At 74.1% G+C, this 21,546-nt stretch carries 18 protein-coding genes; 8 read left to right on the forward strand and 10 right to left on the reverse strand.

The annotated features are described in order from the left end of the window. Window positions 1-34 precede the first annotated feature (34 nt). From M8316_RS01405 to M8316_RS01430, 6 genes are all read right to left on the reverse strand, one after another. The gene (locus tag M8316_RS01405) at window positions 35-1,039 is read right to left on the reverse strand and encodes a transglutaminase family protein (protein WP_250051307.1); all 1,005 of its coding nucleotides are present in this window, start codon (window positions 1,037-1,039) and stop codon (window positions 35-37) included. After that, window positions 1,036-3,627, reverse strand: coding sequence for a circularly permuted type 2 ATP-grasp protein (locus M8316_RS01410; protein ID WP_250051308.1), 2,592 nt, complete (start codon window positions 3,625-3,627; stop codon window positions 1,036-1,038). Before M8316_RS01410 ends, M8316_RS01405 begins: the two co-directional genes overlap by 4 nt. A gap of 68 nt (window positions 3,628-3,695) precedes the next feature. After that, a complete protein-coding gene (locus M8316_RS01415; protein WP_250051309.1) occupies window positions 3,696-7,274 on the reverse strand; it encodes a transglutaminase family protein in 3,579 nt (1,192 codons plus the stop codon). Between the two features lie 142 nt (window positions 7,275-7,416). After that, on the reverse strand, window positions 7,417-8,484 hold the full coding sequence (gene hisC / locus M8316_RS01420; protein ID WP_250051310.1) for a histidinol-phosphate transaminase: 1,068 nt from the start codon (window positions 8,482-8,484) through the stop codon (window positions 7,417-7,419). Between the two features lie 10 nt (window positions 8,485-8,494). Next, window positions 8,495-9,082, reverse strand: a complete 588-nt coding sequence (locus tag M8316_RS01425; RefSeq protein WP_250051312.1) for a VanZ family protein — start codon at window positions 9,080-9,082, stop codon at window positions 8,495-8,497. A gap of 112 nt (window positions 9,083-9,194) precedes the next feature. After that, entirely contained in the window at window positions 9,195-10,175 is a 981-nt protein-coding gene (locus tag M8316_RS01430; RefSeq protein ID WP_250051314.1) for a dimethylarginine dimethylaminohydrolase family protein, read from the reverse strand. Window positions 10,176-10,351: 176 nt separating this feature from the next. Here M8316_RS01430 and M8316_RS01435 point away from each other — a divergent pair, with 176 nt between their 5' ends. After that, window positions 10,352-11,023 (forward strand): GntR family transcriptional regulator, encoded by a 672-nt coding sequence (locus M8316_RS01435; RefSeq protein ID WP_250051316.1) that lies wholly within the window; start codon window positions 10,352-10,354, stop codon window positions 11,021-11,023. Window positions 11,024-11,040: 17 nt separating this feature from the next. Here the strand turns inward: M8316_RS01435 and M8316_RS01440 are convergent, their stop codons facing one another. Continuing rightward, window positions 11,041-12,741 carry a methyl-accepting chemotaxis protein gene (locus tag M8316_RS01440; protein WP_250051318.1) on the reverse strand — a complete coding sequence of 567 codons (1,701 nt, stop codon included), beginning with the start codon at window positions 12,739-12,741 and terminating at the stop codon, window positions 11,041-11,043. Between the two features lie 187 nt (window positions 12,742-12,928). Here M8316_RS01440 and M8316_RS01445 point away from each other — a divergent pair, with 187 nt between their 5' ends. The 7 genes from M8316_RS01445 (at window position 12,929) to M8316_RS01475 (ending at window position 17,846) form a co-directional block, all read left to right on the forward strand. Then, window positions 12,929-13,306 carry a phage holin family protein gene (locus M8316_RS01445; protein WP_250051320.1) on the forward strand — a complete coding sequence of 126 codons (378 nt, stop codon included), beginning with the start codon at window positions 12,929-12,931 and terminating at the stop codon, window positions 13,304-13,306. Between the two features lie 3 nt (window positions 13,307-13,309). After that, entirely contained in the window at window positions 13,310-13,822 is a 513-nt protein-coding gene (locus M8316_RS01450; protein ID WP_250051322.1) for a low molecular weight protein-tyrosine-phosphatase, read from the forward strand. After that, a complete protein-coding gene (locus M8316_RS01455) occupies window positions 13,819-14,694 on the forward strand; it encodes a fructosamine kinase family protein (protein ID WP_250051325.1) in 876 nt (291 codons plus the stop codon). The genes M8316_RS01450 and M8316_RS01455 overlap by 4 nt, the downstream gene beginning before the upstream one ends. A 77-nt stretch (window positions 14,695-14,771) precedes the next feature. Next, a complete protein-coding gene (locus M8316_RS01460) occupies window positions 14,772-15,506 on the forward strand; it encodes a response regulator transcription factor (RefSeq protein WP_250051328.1) in 735 nt (244 codons plus the stop codon). Beyond that, window positions 15,503-16,930, forward strand: a complete 1,428-nt coding sequence (locus tag M8316_RS01465) for a sensor histidine kinase (RefSeq protein WP_250051330.1) — start codon at window positions 15,503-15,505, stop codon at window positions 16,928-16,930. Before M8316_RS01460 ends, M8316_RS01465 begins: the two co-directional genes overlap by 4 nt. A gap of 67 nt (window positions 16,931-16,997) precedes the next feature. Continuing rightward, a complete protein-coding gene (locus M8316_RS01470; RefSeq protein ID WP_250051331.1) occupies window positions 16,998-17,378 on the forward strand; it encodes a DUF805 domain-containing protein in 381 nt (126 codons plus the stop codon). A gap of 63 nt (window positions 17,379-17,441) precedes the next feature. Then, a complete protein-coding gene (locus M8316_RS01475) occupies window positions 17,442-17,846 on the forward strand; it encodes a rhodanese-like domain-containing protein (protein WP_250051332.1) in 405 nt (134 codons plus the stop codon). Window positions 17,847-17,849: 3 nt separating this feature from the next. On the opposite strand, the gene zwf is transcribed toward M8316_RS01475, so the two are convergent. The 3 genes from zwf to M8316_RS01490 all read right to left on the reverse strand — a co-directional run bounded on the left by zwf (window position 17,850) and on the right by M8316_RS01490 (window position 21,295). Then, window positions 17,850-19,295, reverse strand: coding sequence for a glucose-6-phosphate dehydrogenase (zwf, locus tag M8316_RS01480; protein WP_250051333.1), 1,446 nt, complete (start codon window positions 19,293-19,295; stop codon window positions 17,850-17,852). 72 nt (window positions 19,296-19,367) lie between these two features. After that, window positions 19,368-20,684, reverse strand: a complete 1,317-nt coding sequence (locus tag M8316_RS01485; protein WP_250051334.1) for an anthranilate synthase component I family protein — start codon at window positions 20,682-20,684, stop codon at window positions 19,368-19,370. Beyond that, window positions 20,681-21,295, reverse strand: coding sequence for an anthranilate synthase component II (locus tag M8316_RS01490; RefSeq protein WP_250051335.1), 615 nt, complete (start codon window positions 21,293-21,295; stop codon window positions 20,681-20,683). Before M8316_RS01490 ends, M8316_RS01485 begins: the two co-directional genes overlap by 4 nt. Window positions 21,296-21,546: the final 251 nt, after the last annotated feature.

Consider the following 21,546-nt stretch of genomic DNA (forward strand, 5'->3'; position numbering starts at 1 on the left):
CACGCATGATGCCCGCTCGCCGGCCCGCGGGCTCTCACCCGTCCAGCGGGGTCCCCCCGGGCAGGGCGCCGACGACCTCGACGAGGTTGCCCTCCTCGTCCATCGGCGCCACGTCCACCGAGACCCGCAGCGTCGAGCGCTTCGCCTCGGTGAAGATGACGCCCTTGACCGGCGGCACGTCGGCGTAGTCGCGGCCCCAGGCCACGGTCACGTACCGCTCCCCGGCCCACTGGTCGTTGGTCGGGTCCAGCGCCAGCCAGTGCCCCTCCGGCTCCTGGGCGGCCAGGACGTCGGCGGGGCCGGCCTCCTCGCCCGGGGCCGGCACGGTCGGGACCGCCGGCAGCCACACCGCCGCCCAGGCGTGCGAGGCGTCCGCGCCGACGATGCGGGGCTTGCCCGGGGGCGGGTCCGTGGCCAGGTAGCCCGAGACGTACCGCACGGCCAGGCCGTGGCTGCGCAGGCAGGACAGCATCAGGTGCGCGAAGTCCTGGCACACGCCCGCCCGGCTGCTGAAGATGTCGGGGATGGTCGAGGTGACCGTGGTGGCCGTCTTGTCGTAGGAGAAGTCGGCGTGCACCCGGCGCATGAGGTCGGTGACCGCCTCCCCCAGCGGCCGCCCGGGCGTGAGGGACTCCGCGCCGTAGGCCCGCGCCTGCTCCGTCTGCGCGACCAGCGCCGAGGGCAGCGCGAAGTCCGTGGCGTGCCGCGCCCCCGGCAGGTCGGGGTGCAGCAGCGGCCGGGCCCGCTCCCACGGCTGGGACAGCGCGGCCTCGGGGTGCTCCGGCTCGGCCGTGCGCACCGTCGAGACCGCCTCCACCTCGAGCTTGCGGTGCGGCTCGGTGACCTGGAAGTAGGTGACGGTGTTGCCCAGGTAGTCCCCGCGCGTGGTCAGGTCGGAGGGGGCGGGGCTGACCATCACCTCGGTCGTCTCGATCTCCTGGCCCGGCAGGGCGCGCGGCGTCACGTAGGCGAGGCCGTAGGAGTCGGTGACGGGCTCGTCGTAGGTGTAGGTGGTGCGGTGGGTGACGCGGTACCTCATGCGTCCCCCTCGCGCCTCGCGCCACCGCGCGGCACTCGCGGCGGGATGCCCGGCGGGCGCTCCATGTCGTCGGTGATGACGGGGATGGTGCCGGTGACCGGCTCGGCCGGCAGCGCGTCGAGCACGGTGAGGCTGTTGAGCGGCCGCGGCGGCGGGCCGGAGGAGAGGTGGTGCTCGGCGATGGCGTCGCCCAGCGTGGAGAGCCGCTCCAGCGTCTCCTCGAGGAACGTGGTGAGCAGCGGACGGTCGGTGCCACCGATGGCCACCAGCGACGACACCTCCTGCGCCTCCACCTCGCTGAGCAGGTGCTCCAGGAGCCGCTCGGGACGGGTCGAGCCGGTCGAGCCCGCCAGTCGGCCCAGGTGCGTGCGCAGCTCGGTGAGGCAGTGCAGCAGCGAGCGCGGGTTGTCGGGGTCCAGCAGGAGCAGGTCCAGGACGCCGGCGGGGCGGACGTAGCCGCGGAACCGCCGCCGGTGCGTCACGCCCGACTCGGCCGCGTCGAGCACCGCGGCCAGCACGGCCCGGTCCACGTCGAGGCCCCGGCGCTCGGTGGTGGTGGCGACGAGCAGGTGGCACAGCTGGATCGCCCGCTCGAGCCAGCGCCCGGCCGAGAGCAGCCGCCAGCCGTCGTCCTGCATCATGTTCGCGCTGCTGCCCTGCAGCGACAGCAGCCCCGTGAGGTGGCGGCCCGCGGCCTCGGCGATCTGGTGGCTGGCCGGGCTGAGCTCGAGCAGGGTGACGGCGCGGTCGATGACGCCCAGCGCGCGCCAGGTGTCGACGGAGAGCTGGTCACGGATGCCGGCCAGCGCGTCGCGCAGCGCCGCCACGCTGTGCCCGACGCCGCCGACGCGGTCCTCGTCGAGCAGCAGCGAGCGGAACTCCGCGTCGAGGTTCTCGTGCCGGCGCCCGGCCAGCCGGGCCTGCGCGCCGAGCAGCACCTCGAGGCTGGTGCCGCCCGCGGTGCGTGGGCGGCTGCGGAAGTCCTCGGCCGTGCCGTGGGTGACCAGCAGCAGCCGCAGCATGCCCTCGGCCCGCTCGGCGTAGCGGCCGGTCCAGTACAGGTCCTCGAGGACGCGCGGCGCGGCGACCGGGGCGGCGCGCCCGGGCGTCGCGGCGAGGACGCCGGAGAGCCCCTGGTCCGCGTCGGCCGGGTCGGCCTTGAGCACCCAGACGTCCTTGCTGGAGGACGAGCGGGTGCCGATGTCGTCCAGCACGTTCGCCATGCCGCCGACCAGCGGCCGGTAGGCCGTGCCGTAGCGCACGGTGAAGGTGCGCAGCGTGACCGGGCGCGGCCGGGCCGCGCCCGCGCGCCACGACGGCACCTGGGAGAAGACCGGGTCGCGTCGGCCCACGTAGTGGTGGGGGCGGGCGAGCACCCGCTCGACCAGCTCGCCGCGCGGCAGGCCGGTCAGGCCGTCCTCGGGGCCGTCGACGGCGACCACGCGGACGTCGGGGTCCCGCTCGACCAGGTCCAGGGTCGCCTCGAGGCCGGCCGGGTCGCCGCACCACCAGGAGTCCACGGACGGCAGCAGCAGCGACTCGCCCAGCAGCAGCTCGCACACGGCGGGCAGGTAGGGCAGCAGCGCGGGGCTCTCCAGCACGCCGGCGCCGATCGGGTTCACGATCCGCACCCGGCCGCGACGCGCCGCCTCGGTGAGCCCGGCGACGCCGAGCTGGGACTCCCCGCGCAGCTCCAGCGGGTCCGACCAGGAGGCGTCGACGCGTCGCACGACCACGTCCACGCGCTCCATGCGTCCGCGGTTCTGGCGCAGGTACACCCACCCGTCGCGGACGACGAGGTCGCTGCCCTCGACCAGCGGGAAGCCGAGGGTGGAGGCGAGGAACGCCTGGTCGTAGGCGGTCTCGGAGTGCGTGCCGGGGGTGAGGACGACGACGCGCGGGTCGGCGACCTCGCCGGGCGCGGCCTGCATGAGCGCGCTGCGCAGCGCCCAGAAGTAGGGCTCCATGCGGTGCAGCCCGGCCTCGCGGTACATCTCCGGGAGCACGCGGGAGAGCACGCGCCGGTTCTCCATCGCGTAGCCGATGCCGGAGGGCGCCTGGGTCTTGTCGCCGACGGCGCGCCAGGTGCCGTCGTGGTCGCGGCCGATGTCGGTGGCCGAGAAGACCAGCGGGTGGCTGTCCGGCATCCGGGCGCCGGCCATGGCGCGGACGAAGCCCGGGTGGCCGAGCACCACGGCGGCCGGCACGACCCGCTCGGTGAGCACCCGCTGCGGGCCGTAGAGGTCCACGAGCAGGGCGTTGAGCAGCTCGGCGCGCTGGGCGAGGCCCACCTCGAGGGGCGCCCAGGTGCCGGCGTCCACGACGAGGGGCACCGGGTCCAGCCGCCACGGGCCGGGCCGCTCGCCGGGGCGGGCGTAGGTGACGCCCTCGTCGGCGAGCATGCGGACGATGTCCCCGTCGACCCGGTACAGGTCGTGCGGGGTCAGCCCCACGGCCAGCTCGGCCAGCGGCTTCCAGGCAGGCCGCAGCGACCCGTCCGGGCCCACCACCTCGTCGAAGCGGCGGGGCCGGTCCTCGTCCAGAGGCGGCTGCGTCACCGCAGCGGCGTAGTCGCGCAGCACCGTCACGGGGACATTCTCACCTGCCGCTCACGGATTCCCCGCACTCCGGACACCGCGTCCCGCCCGTCGTGCGCTCAGGTCCGCAGCGGGCCGGGCGCCCGCCGCAGGTCGAGCGTGTGCGGGGTCTCCGCGGACGCGGCACGCCGGCCGGTCTCGCGCATGCCGGCGACGTCCAGGAGGCCGGGCGTGTGGCCGCGCGGCTCGAACCGGGTCAGGCGCCGCGACTCGGCCTCGTTGGCGTTGACCGGGGGCACGTCGTAGCTGCGGCCGCCGGGGTGGCTGACGTGGTAGGTCGCGCCGCCGAGGCTGACCTGGTTCACCGTGTCCACCACGTCCACGTGCAGTGGCGCGTGCACGCCGATGGAGGGGTGCAGCGCCGACCACGGCTGCCACGCCCGGTAGCGGACGCCGGCGTAGTACTCGCCCGGTCGGCCGGTCGGCGCCAGCGGCACCGGGACGCCGTTGACCGTGACCATCTGTCGGCCCGGGTCGAAGTCGCGGACCGTGACCTGCATCCGCTCCACCGAGGAGTCGACGTAGCGGCTCGTGCCGCCCGCGGTGGCCTCCTCGCCCAGCACCATCCAGGGCTCGATCGCCTGGCGCAGCTCGAGCTCGACGGCGGTACCGCCCTGCTCGGGGCGCATGCCGGGCGTGGTGGGCACCCGGACGACGCCGATCCGCGGGAACCGGAACTCGGTGAACGGGTCCAGCCAGGACTCCTCGAACGCGATCCCGGCGCCGCGCAGGTCGGCCGCGACCTCCGCGATGTCGGCGATGGTGCCCTGCGGCAGCAGGAACCGCTCGTGCAGGCCCGTGCCCCAGCGCACCAGCGGGTCGTGGTTCGGCCGCTCCCAGAACATCGCGACGAGGCTGCGCACCAGCAGCGCCTGCACCAGCGCCATCTGCGGGTGCGGCGGCATCTCGAAGCCGCGCAGCTCCAGCAGGCCGAGGCGGCCGCGGGAGGAGTCGGGGCTGTACATCTTGTCGATGCAGAACTCGGCGCGGTGGGTGTTGCCGGTGAGGTCGACGAGCAGGTGCCGCAGCGCCCGGTCGACCAGCCACGGACGCGGCTCCAGGCCCTGCCAGGCCAGGCTGTCGGTGATCCGGGCGATCTCCGCGAAGGCGATCTCCATCTCGTAGACGGCCTCGGGGCGTGCCTCGTCGAACCGCGGCGCCTGGCTGGTGGGGCCGATGAAGCGTCCGCTGAACAGGTAGGACAGCGACGGGTGGCGCTGCCAGTAGCGCAGCAGGCTGACCAGCAGGTCGGGGCGGCGCAGCATCGGGGAGTCGACCGGCTGGTGGCCGCCCAGGGTGATGTGGTTGCCTCCGCCGGTGCCGGTGTGCAGCCCGTCGAGGTCGAACTTCTCGGTCGTCAGGCGGCTGCGTCGGGCCTGGTCGTAGAGCGTCTCGGTGAGGTCGCGCAGGTCGGTCCAGGAGCGGGTCGGCTGCACGTTGACCTCGATGACGCCGGGGTCGGGCGTGACCGTGAGCGAGGTGAGGCGGGCGTCCGGCGGCGGGCCGTAGCCCTCGAGCACGACGGGCTGCTCCAGCCGCCGGGCGGCCACCTCGATGATCTTCAGCAGGTCGGTGTAGTCCTCCAGGCGCGCGGTGGGCGGCAGGAAGACGTGCACGTGGCCGTCGCGGGCCTCGAAGGCGACCGCGGTGGTGGGCGCGCCGTCCGGGGCGCAGATGTCGACCTTCGGCACGCTCGGCTCGAGCGGCTCGCCGGCCTCCAGGTAGGAGGGCTGGTCGTCGGGGTCGGGGTCGACCCACGAGATCGAGTCCAGCGGCAGGCGCAGGCCCACGGCGCTGGTGCCCGGGCTCAGCACCAGCCGCCCACGGCGCAGCCGCCACTGCGGGGACGTCCACTCCTCGCCGGTGGTCAGCGGCAGCACCCAGCCGGTGGGCTCGGTGACCGCCTCGTCCAGGCGCTGGATCAGCTCCAGGCCGGCCGCGTCCATCCGGTCGACCATCGAGACCGGCTCGGCCTCGCCGTGCTCGGCCTCCGGGGAGGGCGTCTGCGTGCCGGCGCGTGGGTCGGTCGGGTCGGAGGGGTCGCGGAGCGTCTCGGCCCCCGGCTCACCGTCGGAGTCGCGCACCGGGTCGGCCTCGACGCCGTGCGGCTCGAGGTTCTTCGGCTTGTCGGCCACCACCGGACCGACGTCGACGGGGCCGGCCTCGTCGAGCGCCGCCTCCGCCTCGAGCGCGGCCACGTGCGCGGGGTCGAGCAGGTCCAGCTCCGGCTTCTCGCCGTGCGGGCGCGCCACCGACTCGGCCAGCGAGAGGAACGGGTCCTCGTAGGCCGGCCGCAGCTGCTCGGCGGGCAGGCCGAGCGAGCGGGTCACGCGGTAGGCCAGCTTCTCGGCGCGCTCGTGGGCGTCCTCGTAGGCCTGCTCGTCGTCCCACGGCTCGGCCAGCAGGGCCGGGTCGGACCACAGCGGCACGCCGTCCGAGCGCCACTGCAGGGCGATGTTCCAGCGGGGCAGCGGCTCGCCCGGGTACCACTTGCCCTGCCCGCGGTGCACCACGCCGCCGTCCGCGTAGACGGCGCGCAGCCGCTCGGCCAGCTCGCGGGCGAGCGCGCGCTTGTGCGGGCCGTCGGCGTCGGTGTTCCACTCGTCGGAGGTCTGGTCGTCGAGCGCCACGAAGGTGGGCTCGCCGCCCATCGTCAGGCGCACGTCGCCCGCCTCGAGCCGGGCGTCGACGCCCTGGGCCACCGCGTCGACGCGGCTCCACGCCTCGTCCGTGTAGGGCTTGGTGACCCGCGGGTCCTCGTGCACCCGGGTGACCGTGTTGGAGAAGGAGAACTCCACCTCGGTCTTGTCGGTGGCGCCCTCGATCGGGGCGGACGAGGAGGGGTGCGGGGTCGCCGAGAGCGGGATGTGGCCCTCGCCGGCGAAGAGGGCGGACGTCGGGTCCAGGCCGATCCAGCCGGCGCCCGGGACGAACACCTCGGTCCAGGCGTGCAGGTCGGTGAAGTCGGCCTCGGGGCCGCTGGGCCCGTCCAGGCTCTCCTGGTCGGCGCTCAGCTGCACCAGGTACCCGGAGACGAAGCGGGCGGCGAGGCCGTACTGGCGCAGCAGGCTCACGAGCATCCAGGCGGAGTCGCGGCAGGAGCCGATCTTGGACTCGAGCGTGTGGTCCGGGGTCTGGACGCCGGGCTCCATCCGCACCGAGTAGCCGATCTCGGCCTGCACGGCGGCGTTGAGGTTGGCCAGGAAGTCGACGGTGCGCACGTCCATCGGCAGGCCGAGCTTCTCGCGCCAGGCGTCGACCTCGCCGGCGTCCTCGACGTCGCGCATGTACGGCGCCAGGTCGGCCCGGAGCTCCTCGGCGTAGGTGAACGGGAAGGTCTCCGCGTACTCCTCGACGAAGAAGTCGAAGGGGTTGATCGTGATCATGTCGGCCACGAGCCCGACGGTGATGTCGAGGGTCTTGACCTTCTCGGGGAAGACCAGGCGCGCCAGCCAGTTGCCGAAGGCGTCCTGCTGCCAGTTGATGAAGTGGCCGGCCGGCTCGACCTTCAACGTGTAGGAGTCGATCGGCGTCCGCGTGTGCGGGGCAGGCCGCAGCCGCACCACGTGCGGACCGACGTTGATCGGGCGGTCGAAGTCGTAGGTGGTGCGGTGCTCCAGGGCGACCTTGATCGACATGACGCCAAGAGTGCCAAGGAGTCGTTACGGATGCGTCTCCATCTCGGCGTACGGCGCGCCGATTCCGCCGAGTCGGCAGTAACTTGCTGCCGACTCGACAGGTGTCAGGACCGAGCCGGCAGGAGCACCCCACCGGGGCCGGTCACACGAAGGTGGCGGCGACCTCGAGCAGCCGGTCGTTCGCCTCGGTCTCGCCGACCGACACGCGGCAGCCCTCGCCCGCGAACGGACGCACCACGATGCCGGCTTCGTCGCAGGCCAGTGCGAAGTCCGCGGTGCGCTCGCCCAGCGCGAACCAGAGGAAGTTGCCCTGCGCGTCGGGCAGGTCCCAGCCCTGCGCGGCGAGCGCGGCCTGCAGCCGGTCGCGCTCGGCGACCAGCGCGTCGACCCGCTCGAGCAGCGCGTCCGCGGCCTCGAGGGAGGCCACCGCGGCGACCTGGGCGACCGAGGAGACGCCGAAGGGCAGGGAGACCTGGCGCAGGGCGGTGGCGATCGGCTCGGGCGCCACGGCGTAGCCCACGCGGAAGCCGGCCAGTCCGTAGGCCTTGGAGAAGGTGCGGAACAGCACCACGTTCTCGTGCCGGGCGTAGGTGGCGATGCCGTCGACCGCGTCGGCGTTGCGCACGAACTCCAGGTAGGCCTCGTCCACCACCACGACGACGTGGGCGGGGACGCGGCCCAGGAACGCGTCCAGCTCCGTCTGGGTCAGCGCCGGACCGGTCGGGTTGTTGGGGGTACAGACCATGACGACCTTGGTGCGGTCGGTGATGGCGTCGAGCATGGCGTCGAGGTCGTGGCGACCGTCGGCCAGCACCGGCACCTGCACCGAGGTCGCGCCGCACGTGGAGACCGCGATCGGGTAGGCCTCGAAGCTGCGCCAGGCGTAGACGACCTCGTCGCCGGGCTCGCAGAACGCCGTGAGCAGCTGGTAGATCAGCGCGACCGAGCCGGTGCCGGCCGCGAGGTGCGACTCCGGCACGCCCAGCTTCTGCGCGAGCCCGGAGTAGAGCAGGCCGTTGCCCATGTCGGGGTAGCGGTTCATGGTGTCGACCGCCGCGTGCGCCGCGGTGACCACGCCCGGCAGCGGCGGGTACGGGTTCTCGTTGCTCGAGAGCTTGTACGTCACCAGGTCCTCGCGCGCCACGGGCGGCTTGCCCGGCTTGTAGGCCGGCACGTGGGCGAGGTGGGCGCGGGGCTGCGGTGCGGTCATGCCCCGCAGACTAGTGAGCGGCGGGCCCTTCGGCGGAGCCCGGGCGCTCGCGCCAGGGGCGCAGCACGAGGGCCACGAGGACGCCGGCGGCCAGGCCGAGCGCCGCACCGGCCGCGTTGTCCACGACGTCGGTGACGTCGCACGCGCGGTTGAGGCTGGCCACCTCGAGCTGCAGCCACTCGATGAGCACCGAGTAGCCGGTCAGCACCACCAGGCCGAGCGGCACCAGCCACCGGCCGGCGCGCCAGCGCGCCGTCGCGACCGCCCACAGCAGCCCGGCCGGCACGAAGATCGCCGCGTTCAGCAGCCGCTGCCCACCGGAGAAGATCCAGAACCCGTCGGGGGCAGGGCCGCCGTAGTCCCACGAGCAGGTGCCCAGCCGGTCCTCGGCGTAGACGACGCCCGTGTCGGGGCTGGTCGGCAGCAGCGTCACGAAGCCGATGACCGCCAGCGACCACACCAGCAGCGCCACCGACCAGGCGAGCACCCGGCCGCGGGAGCGCAGGCCGCGCTGGAGCCCGAGGCAGAGCAGGCCCGTGAGCGCGATGCCCACCAGCATCACGGGGATGCCGCCCACGGGGAACTCGTTGCCGAACACGGACCAGACCCTAGGCAAAGGAGCCTGGCCGGGCCCTCATCCTCGGCTGTGCGCGCCTGTGAGGTGCCCCGCCGGCGTCCCGGCGGTGAAAGCTGCTGCCGACTCGGCGGGGTCAGGCGACGCCCTCGACGGCGCCGGGGAGGACGACCTCGCCCCCGGGCACGCGGGGCAGGTCGCGGCCGACGGTGACGTCGAGGGGGTTGGTGAGGCAGCGGATCGAGCCGCCGCCCTTGTGGAACTCGGTGACGTCGACGACGACCACCTCGAAGCCGCGACCCTCCAGCTCCTGGCGCAGGCGGGCCGGGCAGGCGGGCATCACGACGGTGCGGCCCACGACCACGGAGTTGGCGGCGAAGGTGCTCAGCGCCTCGGCCTCGGTCAGCACCACGGGGTCCGGGACGAGGTCGAGCAGCGCGTCGGCCGAGGGGCCGTCGAGCGCGGCCGGGCAGACCAGCGCGGTGCGCTCGTCGAGCGGGCAGAACGCCAGGTCGAGGTGGTACATGCCGGGGTGGGTGATCCGCAGCCCGCGCACCCGCACGTCGAGGGTGCGGGCCAGCTGGGCCAGGGCCGCCTCCTCGGTGCGCGGGCCGTAGCCCACGACGAGCGCGTCACCGAACGCGAACGCGTCGCCGGCCTCGAGGTGCGGGCCGGTGCTACCGGCGCCGACGAAGGAGGTCTCGCGACCGGCCGCGGCGAAGAACGGCTCGGCCGAGCGGGTCTCGTGCCGGCGCTCGGGGTAGCGCATGTGGCTCATCACCATGCGCTCGCGCCCGGACGGGTCGACGAAGGCCAGCCCCAGGTTCATCGCGTAGACCATGTCCGGGGAGTCCTCGCGCTGGTCGAGGACGTCGACCCGGGCGCCGAGCCCGCGGAGCACGGCGACCATCCGCTCCCACTGCTCCAGCGCGAGGGCCGGGTCGGGCTGGTCGTCGAGGTGCATGAAGGGGTTGATCGCGTACTCGACGCGGAAGTGGTCCGGGCGGACGGCGGCGTAGTGCCGTCCCCAGGCCAGGTCGGCGCCCCGGCGCTCGGCCAGGTCGGAGGTCTCGGGCGACGGCACGGCGTGGAGGTCGGTGGGGTGCGTCAGGGTCACGACTGTCCTCCTGGGGAGCGCGGGCCGACCGGGATCGCCGGGCGGCATGGTCTTCATCGTCAGATTGTCAGACAATCTGACAGAAGTGAGTGTGGGGCAGGACCCTGGTCCCTGCCAAGTCCGCCGCGCCGTGCCCGGGCCTGCGCCCGCACCGGGGAGAGGGGAGAATGTCCGCCGTGCCCGAGCAGTTCGCCACGCTCCGCCTGGAGCACTCCTCCACCGTCGACCGTGTGGTCGCCGAGCTGCGGCGCGCCATCTTCGAGGGCGAGCTGGAGTCGGGCACCACGCTGCGCGAGGTCGCGCTGGCCGGGTCGCTGGGCGTCTCGCGGCCGACGGTGCGCGAGGCCCTGACCCAGCTGGTGGCCGAGGGGCTGGCGACCCGTGAGCCGCACCGCGGCGTCAGCGTCACCACGCCGGCCGCCGACTCCATCCGCGACGTCTGCCGGGCCCGCTGGGTGCTCGAGGGCGCGGGCGTGCGCCGGTGGGACATGGCCACCGACGCCCAGCGTGGAGCCGTGCGCGCCAGCCTCGAGGCCTACACGCGCGCGGTCTCGGGCGGCGCCTCCTACCAGGAGCTGAACGAGCGGCACCTGACCTTCCACCTGTCGCTGGTGGGCCTCACCGGCTCCCCGCGGCTCCAGGCGATGGCCGAGGCGCTGGTGGTGGAGCTGAAGCTGGCGCTCGCGCAGGTCGAGCGCATCCGACGCAACGCCCACGACGAGGCCGAGAACCACACGGCGCTCGTGGTGCTGCTGGAGACCGGGGACGTGCGCGGGGCCTACGCGTTCCTGCGCCAGCACCTCATCGACGCCGAGGACGACATCCTCGACGCGCTCGGCCTGGGCTGAGGCACCCCGCCGGCGCCTCAGACGGTGAAGCGGCTGATCCGGTCGCGCATCCGCTGGGCCACCTCGGTGAGCTCGACGGCCGCCTCCCGCGTCATGGACGCGGCGACGGCGGTGTGCTCGGAGGAGCGGCTCATCGACGACATGCTCTCGGCGATCTCGGTGGCCCCCTCGGAGGCGCCGACGATGTTGCGTCCGATCTCGCCGGTCGTGGCGGTCTGCTCCTCCACGGCGGCGGCGATGGTGGTCTGGTAGTCGGAGATCCGGCTGATCACCGCGACGATGCCGGCGATCGCGCTGACCGCGCCCTCGCTGTCGCCCTGGATCGCCTCGATCCGGCCGGCGATCTCGTCGGTGGCCCGCGAGGTCTCCACCGCGAGCTCCTTGACCTCGTTGGCCACGACCGCGAAGCCCTTGCCCGCGGCGCCGGCCCGTGCGGCCTCGATGGTGGCGTTGAGCGCGAGCAGGTTGGTCTGCTCGGCGATGGCGGTGATCGTCCGGATGACGCTGCCGATCTCGGCGGAGGACTCCCCGAGCCGGGCGACGGTGGCGGTGGTGGCCTGCGCGTCGCTGACGGCGTCGGTGGCCACGCGGGCGGCCTCGGTGGCGGACTCCGCGATCTCGCGGATGCTCACGCTCATCTCCTCGCTGGCGGCGGCGACGGTCTGCACGCTGACCGAGACCTCCTCGGTGGCGGTGGTGACGGAGGCGGCCTGCTGGGCCGACTCCTCCGCGGTGCCGCCGAGCTCGACGGAGACCGACTGCATCTCCTCGGCCGCGGCCGACATGACCACGACGTGGTCCATGACCTCCGCCAGGGAGCTGCGCAGCGCCTCGCGGGAGGCGTCGAAGTCGACGGCCATCCGGCCCACCTCGTCCGCACCGAGGGCACCGGCGGCGACCGTCAGGTCGCCCGCGGCCATGCCCGCCAGGGCGGTCTGGAGCCGGTGGATGGCGCGGACGATCCCGTTGCTGACGACCAGCGCGATGGCGACGCAGAGCACGAGCCCCACCACCAGCGCGACGAGGAAGACGGTGCGGTCGGCGCGGTAGGTGGCCTGCGCCTCGGCGAGCGCCGCCTCGCTGGCCTCGTCCTCCGCGCTCCTGAGCTCGGCGAGCACGTCGCTGATCGCCGTGGCCGCCGGGACCACCTCGGCCTCGTTGACCCGCATCCACTCGGCGTTGTCCTGGGCGGCCACCGCCGGGGCGAGCGCCGTGTCCACCAGCGTCACGTACTCGGTGAGCAGGTCGGGCAGGGTCGCGGCGAGCTCGGCCTCGGCGGGCGCCGGCTCGAGCGCGAGGTACCGCTCGACGTGGTCGGCGAAGTCGGCCTGCAGCGCCTCGTACTCCTCGAGCACCGCGGCGCGTCCGGGCCCGTCACCGACGAGCAGCACGTCGCGGGCGCTCAGCGACAGGCTCTTGCGCAGCACCGACATCTCCAGCAGCGCCTCGGAGGCCAGCTGGTGCTCGTGGATCTCGGCCGCGTCGCCGGCGGCCGTGGCCATGCCGCTCACGCCGAGGGCGGCCACGAAGCCGGCCACGAGGCCGGCCACGCCGACGGGCGTGAGGATCTTCCAGCGCAGGGGCAGCCGGCTCCACGGGCCCGGTGCTGTGCCGACCGCCGCCGGCGTGGGCGACGCGGCGGGTGCCGGGGCGCTCGCGAGGGTCCCGGAGGGCACGGCGGGGGCGGCGGTCACGGGGCGGTCGGGAGCCAGGGTCACGGCGGTACTCCTGCGAGGGGCGCGCCGAGGTGGCGCGGGGACGACGAGCGGGTCCGGGAGCGTCCCGGCCATCCCTCGCATCGGCAGCCGAGATGCGGACTCAAGCGGTTTCGCCAGGGCGCGGCCAGCGGGACTGCTCCCCCGGGAAGGGGGTCGGGGCCGACCACGGACCTGCCATGATCGCCACGTGCGCCTCGTGAGCTGGCTCGTGTCCTACGCCGTCGCCCTGGCCGTCGCTGCCTGGCTGCTCGGCGGCATCTGGTTCATCCCCCGCAACGGGGACTGGACCGAGAAGATCGTCCCGCTGCTGCTCACCGCCCTGATCCTGGGTGCGCTGAGCGCCGTGGTGAAGCCGGTGCTGCAGTTCTTCTCGCTGCCCTTCATCATCCTCACGCTCGGGCTGTTCCTGCTCGTGATCAACGCCGCGATGCTGCTGCTCACCTCGTGGCTGGCTCAGCAGCTGGGCGTCGGCTTCCGGGTCGACGGGTTCTGGTCCGCCGTGTGGGGCGCGATCATCGTCACGGTCGTGACCTGGGTCGTGGACGGCGTCCTGGGGGAGGACTGAGGCGTGCGCACCGCCCCTCTCCCCCCGCCCCGCACCCCCGGCCGCTACGCCGTGGGCGTCGTCTGCCTCGGCAACATCTGCCGCTCGCCCATGGGCGAGGTGGTGCTCCGCGAGCGCGTGGACGAGGCGGGGCTGGCGCGCCACGTACGGGTCGCCTCGTGCGGCACCGGCGGCTGGCACGTCGGGGAGTCCATGGACCACCGCTCCGCCTCCGCGCTGCTCGCCTCCGGCTACGACCCCAGCGGCCACCGCGGGCAGCAGCTGGACGACTCGTGGTTCGCCGAGTACGACCTGCTGCTCGCGATGGACAGCAGCAACCTCGCCGACCTGGGCGGACGCAGCGAGCGCGTCCACCTCTTCCGCGACCACGACCCGGTGCACGTCGGCGCCGACGTGCCCGACCCCTACTACGGCGGTGAGCGCGGCTTCACCGAGGCGCTGGAGACCTGCGAGCGCGTCGCCGCGTGCGTGGTCTCCTCCCTCCAGCGCCTGCCCGGGGTCCGGGGGCGCGCATGACGACGGGAGTCGCGCGCCGCGCCGAGCGGCTCCTGGGGGCCGCCGTCTCCGCCACCTCGCAGGTGGCCGGGGGCGACATCGCGCACGCCACGAAGATCCGTCTCTCCGACGGCCGCACCGCGCTGGTGAAGTCGCTGCCGGGGGCGCCCGCGGACTTCTTCGCCACCGAGGCCGCGGGCCTGCGCTGGCTCGCGGACGCCGGCGGCGTGCCCGTCCCCGAGATCCTGGCCGTGGACGAGGAGTGCCTGATCCTGCGCTGGGTCGAGCCGGGGCGGGCCTCGGCCGAGGCCGCCGCCGCGCTGGGCCGCGGCCTGGCCACGACGCACGCGGCCGGAGCGCCGACGTTCGGTGCCGAGCGCGACGGGTACGCGGGCCGGCTACCCCTGCCGAACCGACCCGCCCCCACCTGGGGCGAGTTCTTCGCCGTCCGGCGGGTGCTGCCCTACCTCAAGCTGGCCCGGGACCGCGGCGCCATCGAGCCCGAGGACGCCACGTCGATCGAGCAGGTCGCGGGGCGGCTGCCCCGCCTCGTCCCGGAGGAGGCGCCGGCGCGGCTGCACGGCGACCTGTGGAACGGCAACGTGCTGTGGGGCCTGCCGGTCGGGGCGCCGCCGGGCGCCGAGACGGTGCCGCACCTGATCGACCCGGCCGCGCACGGCGGCCACCGGGAGACCGACCTGGCGCTGCTGGCGCTCTTCGGGCTGCCGCACCTGCCGCAGGTGCTGGAGGCCTACGAGGAGGCGAGCCCGCTGGCCGAGGGCTGGCGCGACCGGCTCGGCCTGCACCAGCTCTTCCCGCTGCTGGTGCACGCCTGCCTGTTCGGCGGCGGCTACGGGCCGAGGGCCGCGGAGACGGCCCGCCGGTACCTGTGACCGACCGGTCCGGACCGGCCGCACGCCCCGCGGCGCACTCTCAGGGACCGTTCAGCAGCCTCTGACACAGTGGTGTCGTGCCCACTCCCGCAGCCTCCACCGCCGCTGCCGACGCGACGCAGCCGCGGCCCCACGTCCTCGTCGTCGACGACGACCGTGCCGTGCGCGACTCGCTGCGCCGCTCGCTGGAGTTCAACGGCTACGAGGTCACCACCGCCGACGACGGCGCGCAGGCGCTGGCCGCGATCGCGCAGCGCCGCCCCGACGCCGTGGTGATGGACGTGATGATGCCGCGGCTGGACGGCCTGGAGTCGACCCGCGCCCTGCGCAGCGCCGGCAACGACGTGCCGGTGCTCGTGCTCACCGCCCGGGACGCGGTGGGCGAGCGCGTCGAGGGCCTGGACGCCGGCGCGGACGACTACCTGACCAAGCCCTTCGCCCTCGCCGAGCTGCTGGCCCGGCTGCGCGCGCTGCTGCGCCGGGTCGTGCCGGCCGCCGGCGACGACGCCACCGAGCAGCTCTCCTTCGCCGACCTCACGATGGACACCGCCACCCGCGAGGTCCGCCGCGGGACCCGCGCCATCGAGCTCACCCGCACCGAGTTCGCGCTGCTGGAGATGTTCCTGCGGCGCCCGCGCCGGGTGCTGGAGCGCTCGTTCATCCTCGAGGAGGTCTGGGGCTACGACTTCCCGACGACGGCCAACTCCCTCGAGGTCTACGTCGGCTACCTGCGCCGCAAGACCGAGGCCGAGGGCGAGCCCCGCCTCATCCACACGGTCCGCGGCGTCGGGTACGTGCTGAAGGAGTCATGACGGCGACCCTCGGCCCGGACGCCCTCGGTCACCGCTGGCACTACCGGCGCTCGCTGGCCAGCCGGATCACGCTGCTGACCACCTTCGCCGTGGCCGTCTCGGTGGCCGCCGTCGCCGTCGGCGCGTTCGTCACCACCCGGGCCCAGCTCCGCTCCACCTCCGACGAGGCGCTCGTGACCCGCGCGCAGGCGGTGGCCCAGCTCGACCAGGTGGGGGACGCGGCGCAGGGGCTGTCCGCGTTCGCGCTGGCCGCCGGCGAGATCCGGGTGGCCGTCGTGGACGTCACCAGCGGCACCGTGAACGTCATCTCCCCGCAGACCACCGGCACCGGCCTCACGATCGGCGAGCCCGAGATCGCGGTGGCCCAGGGCCTGAGCGAGGGCTCGCTGCGCACCCTCGTCACCGACGACGGCGAGCGCTTCCGGGTCGTGACCGTGCCCGTGCCGGACCAGGCAGGCCAGGCCCTCGTGCTGGCCCAGTCCCTCACCTCGCAGGAGTCGGTGCTCGCCAAGCTCGGCGCGGTGACCCTCGTCCTCGGCGTGGCCGGCGTCCTCGTGGCCGCCCTGGCCGGCTGGGCGGTGGCCGGCAGCGGCCTGCGCCCCGTCCGCACGCTCACCCGGGGCGTGGAGGAGATCGCCCGCACCGAGCGGCTCGAGCCGCTGGCGGTCGAGGGCGACGACGAGGTCGCGCGCCTGGCCACGTCCTTCAACCTGATGCTGGCCTCCCTCTCCTCCTCGCGGGAGCGGCAGAAGCGCCTGGTGGCGGACGCCGGCCACGAGCTGCGCACGCCGCTGACCTCGCTGCGCACCAACATCGAGCTGCTCGCCCAGGCCCGCAGCGACGACATCGTGCTGCCGCCCGAGGCGGTGGCGGAGGTGCTCGACGACGTCCGCGCCCAGGTCGAGGAGCTCTCCACCCTGGTCGGCGACCTGGTCGAGCTCGCCCGCGACGAGGAGATGGGCCACACGGTGGAGGACCTCGACCTCGTCGAGGTGGTCGAGCACGCGCTGGCCCGCGTGCGCCGCCGCGCGCCCGGCGCCGTCTTCGAGACCGACCTGCGCCCCTGGTTCACCCGCGGCGAGCCGGGGACGCTCGAGCGGGCGGTGACGAACCTGCTCGACAACGCGGCCAAGTGGAGCCCGACCGACGGTCGGGTGCAGGTGTCGCTGGTCGAGGGCGTCCTCACCGTCGACGACGAGGGCCCCGGCATCCCGGACGCCGACCTGCCGCACGTCTTCGAGCGCTTCTACCGCGCCGACGAGTCGCGCACGATGCCCGGCTCCGGCCTCGGCCTCTCGATCGTCGCGCAGGCGGCGGAGCGGCACTCCGGCACCGTGGTCGCCGGCCGCTCCCCCCTGGGCGGGGCCCGGATGGTGCTCCAGCTGCCCGGGCAGGACGACGAGCCGGTCCGGACAGGGGGCTGACACCGCTCGGTGGAGTTCGCTAGCGTCCCGGCTCGACCATCCGCGAGCACTCCTCCCAGGGGCCACCATGTCGTTCACCGACGCCGTCCGCCACGTCCTCACCCACTACGCCGACTTCACCGGCCGCGCGCGGCGCTCGGAGTACTGGTGGTTCTACCTGGCCGTCGTGCTGGTCAACATCGTGCTGAACATCCTGGCCGGCATCACCGGGGACGCCGGCTCGGTGCTGTTCGGCATCGTCTCGGTGATCGTCTCGCTCGGCCTGATCGTGCCGGTCATCGCGGTCGGCGTGCGGCGCCTGCACGACATCGGCCGGACCGGCTGGTGGCTGCTCATCGGCCTCGTGCCGTTCGTCGGCTTCGTCGTGCTCATCGTCTTCTTCGTGATGGACAGCGAGCCCGGCGACAACGCGTACGGCCCGAGCCCCAAGGCCGGTCACCTGGCCTGAGCGCCACGCCTGAGCACGGCTCGACCAGAACCCCCCTGGGGGTTGCGGTGCTACGCTCGGGGCATGCGTAGCCGCCTCTCCTCGCTCCTGCTCGCCGTCGGCCTGACGCTCGGGCTGTCCCTCGGTCTCGCCGCGTGCGGCTCGTCGGACACCACGGCCGGCTCCACCGCCGACACCTCCGCCGTCGCGGACGCGATCGACGGCGGCGCCACGATCGTCGACGTGCGCACCCCCGAGGAGTTCGCCGACGGGCACGTCGAGGGCGCGGTCAACATCGACGTCTCCGCCTCGACGTTCGCCGAGGAGATCGCGGCGCTCGACCCCGAGGCCGCCTACGTCGTCTACTGCCGCTCCGGCAGCCGCGCGGGCGCGGCGATCGAGCAGATGACCGACGCCGGGTTCACCGACCTCGTCAACGGCGGCGGGCTCGGTGACATGGAGGACGCGGGCTACCCCGCCACGTCCTGACCCTCACCACTCGTTGGGGTTGCTCTCCCGCCAGGCGCGCTCGAACGGCAGCCGCCACGCGTGCGGCGCGATCAGCTGGTGGATGGCGTTGGGCCCCCACGAGCCGGGCGAGTACGAGCGCACCGGCGGCGGGTTGTCGAGCAGCGGCATGGACTTGGCCCACAGCTCCTCGATGCCGTCCGCGGTGGTGAACAGCGTGTGGTCGCCGCGCATCGCGTCGTGGATGAGCCGCTCGTAGGCCTCGAGCACCAGCCCGGAGGCGGCGGTCTCGTGGGTGGAGAACTGCATCGACATCTTGTCGAGCTTCATGCCCGGGCCGGGCCGCTTGCCGTAGAAGGACAGCGACATCTTCGACTGGTCGGCCAGGTCGAAGGTGAGGTGGTCCGGGCCCTGGGTGCCCACGTTGGAGCCGGCCGGGAACATCGTCAGCGGCGGCTCCTTGAAGGCGATGGAGATGATCCGCGCGCCCTCCGCGAGCTTCTTGCCGGTGCGCAGGTAGAACGGCACGCCGGCCCAGCGCCAGTTGTCGATCTCGACCTTGAGCGCCACGAAGGTCTCGGTGTCGGAGTCGTCCGCGACCTCCTCCTTGCCCCGGTAGCCGGTGTACTGGCCGCGCACGACGTTGTTCGGCTCCAGCGGCCGCATCGAGCGGAAGACCTTGAGCTTCTCCTCGCTGATGGGGCCCGGGGTCAGCGCCGTGGGCGGCTCCATGGCGGTGAACGCCAGCACCTGCATGAGGTGGGTGACGACCATGTCCTTGAAGGCGCCGGTGGTCTCGTAGAACTTCGTGCGCCCCTCGAGCCCGAGGGTCTCCGGCACGTCGATCTGCACGTGGTCGATGAAGTTGCGGTTCCAGATCGGCTCGAACAGACCGTTGGCGAAGCGGAACGCCAGGATGTTCTGGGCCGCCTCCTTGCCGAGGAAGTGGTCGATGCGGAAGACCTGGTCCTCGGCGAAGACGGTGTGCACCCGGCGGTTGAGCGCCTTGGCCGACTCCAGGTCGGTGCCGAAGGGCTTCTCCATGATGATCCGCGCGCGGTCGACCAGGTTGGCCTCGTCCAGCTGGCGCAGCACGTCCAGCGCTGCCTTCGGAGGCACGGAGAGGTAGTGCAGGCGGCGCTTGTCGCGCTCCTCGCCCGGCAGCATCTCCTCGACGCGCTCGACCTCGGCGGCCAGCGGCTCGGCGCCCGCGCCCTGCGGCACGTAGCTGAGCACCTCGGCGAAGGTCTGCCAGGACGACTCCTGGAACTTCTCCTTGCCGAACTCCTCGCACGCCTCGCGAGCGACCTTCACGAACTCCTCGTTCGAGTAGGGCTCCAGCGAGGTGCCGACGATCCGGGCGTCCTTGAGCAGGCCCGCCTGGAACAGGTGCATCAGCCCGGGCAGCAGCTTGCGGCGGGCCAGGTCACCCGTCGCGCCGAAGAGCACGATGACGTGCGGCTTCTCCATGGACTCGACCCTAACCACCTCCGGTTACCAGCGGGTGACACCACCCGCGCTCCTTCATCGTCGTGGCCGGGCTCACGGACCCGCCTCACCCGGGCGTCGGGCCACCGCGGCCAGGACGGCCCGCAGCCGCTCGGCCTTCCACTGGGTCTCCGCGTGCTCGGAGTCCGCGTCGGAGTGCACGGTCACCCCGCCCCCGGTGCCCAGCGTCCAGGTGCCCTCGCCCGCCGTGACGAGCGAGCGGATCACCACGCCCAGGTCGGCGCCGGCCCCGTCGAGCCAGCCGAACGCCCCGGCGTAGACGCCCCGCGGGGAGTCCTCCACGGCCGCGATCACGTCCATCGTGCGCAGCTTCGGCGCCCCCGTCATCGAGCCGGCCGGGAACAGCGCGTGCACGGCCGCCAGGGCGTCGGTGCCCGGTCGCAACCGCCCCCGCACGGTGCTCACCAGCTGGTGGACGCTCGGGTAGGACTCCACCGTCATGAGCTCGGGCACCGTCACCGAGCCCGGCGCGCTCACGCCGGCCACGTCGTGGCGCAGCAGGTCGGTGATCATCAGGTTCTCGGCGCGGTAGCGCGGGTCGTGGCGCAGCGCGTCGGCGGCGGCCGCGTCCTGCGCCGGGGTCGCTCCGCGCGGGGTCGTGCCCTTGATCGGCCGCGCCTCGATCGTGCCGTCGGCGACGCGGGCGTAGCGCTCGGGGCTGGAGGAGAGCAGCCAGGCGCGGGCCCCGGGCACGTCGTGGGCCAGGTACCCGGCGTAGGGGGCGGGGTTCGCCGCCCGCAGGGCCAGGTAGACCTCGACGGGGTCGGCGGCAGCCTCCACCCGCTCGCGGCGGGTCAGGTTCACCTCGTAGCTCAGGCCCGCGTGCAGCGCCTCCTGCACCTGCGCGAACTGCGCGAGGTAGGACGACGGCGGGGTGCCGTCGTCCCCGTCCTGCTCCGCCCCGTCCTGCTCCGCCCCGTTCTCCGCCGCCGCCGCGTGCCCCCGGGGCGCCGGGGGTCGACCGGCCGGCAGCCGCTCGACCCGCGAGGGACGCAGCCACACCGCGTCGGGGAGGTCGGGGTCGGGGTGTGCCGGCAGGTCGGGCCGGGCCGCGTAGCCGAGGTAGCCGTACCAGCGGGCGCCGGGCGCCGCCGCCAGCTCGGCGCGCAGCACCGCGAAGGGGTCGTCGCCGACCATGCGGGCGCGTCCGCCGGCGTGCCGGGTGACCTCGCGCCGGGTCGCGTCGTAGCTGAACGAGACGTCCTCCGGCTCGCACCAGGCGAGCACCGAGTCGCGTCCCGACCACTCGCGCGCCCCCACCCCGTCCAGCCAGACGCAGCGGTCGGTGGCGCGGGCGACCTCGGCGAACCGCTCGGCCGCGAGGTCCCGTGGCTCCGGCGCGGTGCTCACGCGTCCCCTCCCCCGCGGGTCTCGACGCCGAAGCCGGGCGCGAGGAAAGCCGCGACCAGGTCGAGGCCGTGCTCGGAGAGCACCGACTCGGGGTGGAACTGCACGGCCTCCAGCGGCAGCGTGCGGTGCCGCACGCCCATCACCACCTCGGTGCCGTCGGGGTCGGTGCAGGTGGCGGTGACCGTGAGGCAGTCGGGCACGCGGGTCGCGGCCAGCGAGTGGTAGCGGACGGCGGCGAAGGGGCCGGGCACGCCGGCGAAGACCCCCCGTCCGTCGTGCTGCACGGTGGCGACCTCGCCGTGCGCGGGCCGGACCCGCTCGACCGTGCCGCCGAAGGTGGTGACCATGCCCTGGAGGCCCAGGCAGACGCCCAGGACCGGCCGCGTGCCCGCCCGCAGCACGCCGCGGCCGACGGCGAAGTCGTGCTCGTCGGCGGGGTGACCGGGCCCCGGCGAGAGGACGACGTGGGAGTGCGCGAGCACAGTGGCCACGTCGGTCTCGTCGTGCTGGACGACCGTCGGCAGCACCCCGGTCACCGCGGCGACGAGGTGCACGAGGCTCTGCGTGTAGGAGTCGTGGTGGTCGACCACGATCACGGAGCGCTCCGGCACCGGCACACGATAGCGACCGACGACGTCGCGTCGGGCACCCGTCCGGCCGTCGGAGCGTGGGTGCCACGCGTCGGACGACGGCTCTGACCAGGGGTTCTACAGGGTTCTGCCGGGGGGAGTAGGGGCCCGGCAAGGCTGGGGGGCAGTCCCCGCCGGGCTGGTCACGAGGCTAGACGAGCCCGCGACGTCAAGGCAACAGAACGCATTTACTTTCTCTCCGATTACCGAAGATGAGTGATGACTGGAACGGC

Source organism: Nocardioides bruguierae (genome assembly GCF_023554635.1).
GTDB lineage: Bacteria > Actinomycetota > Actinomycetes > Propionibacteriales > Nocardioidaceae > Nocardioides > Nocardioides bruguierae.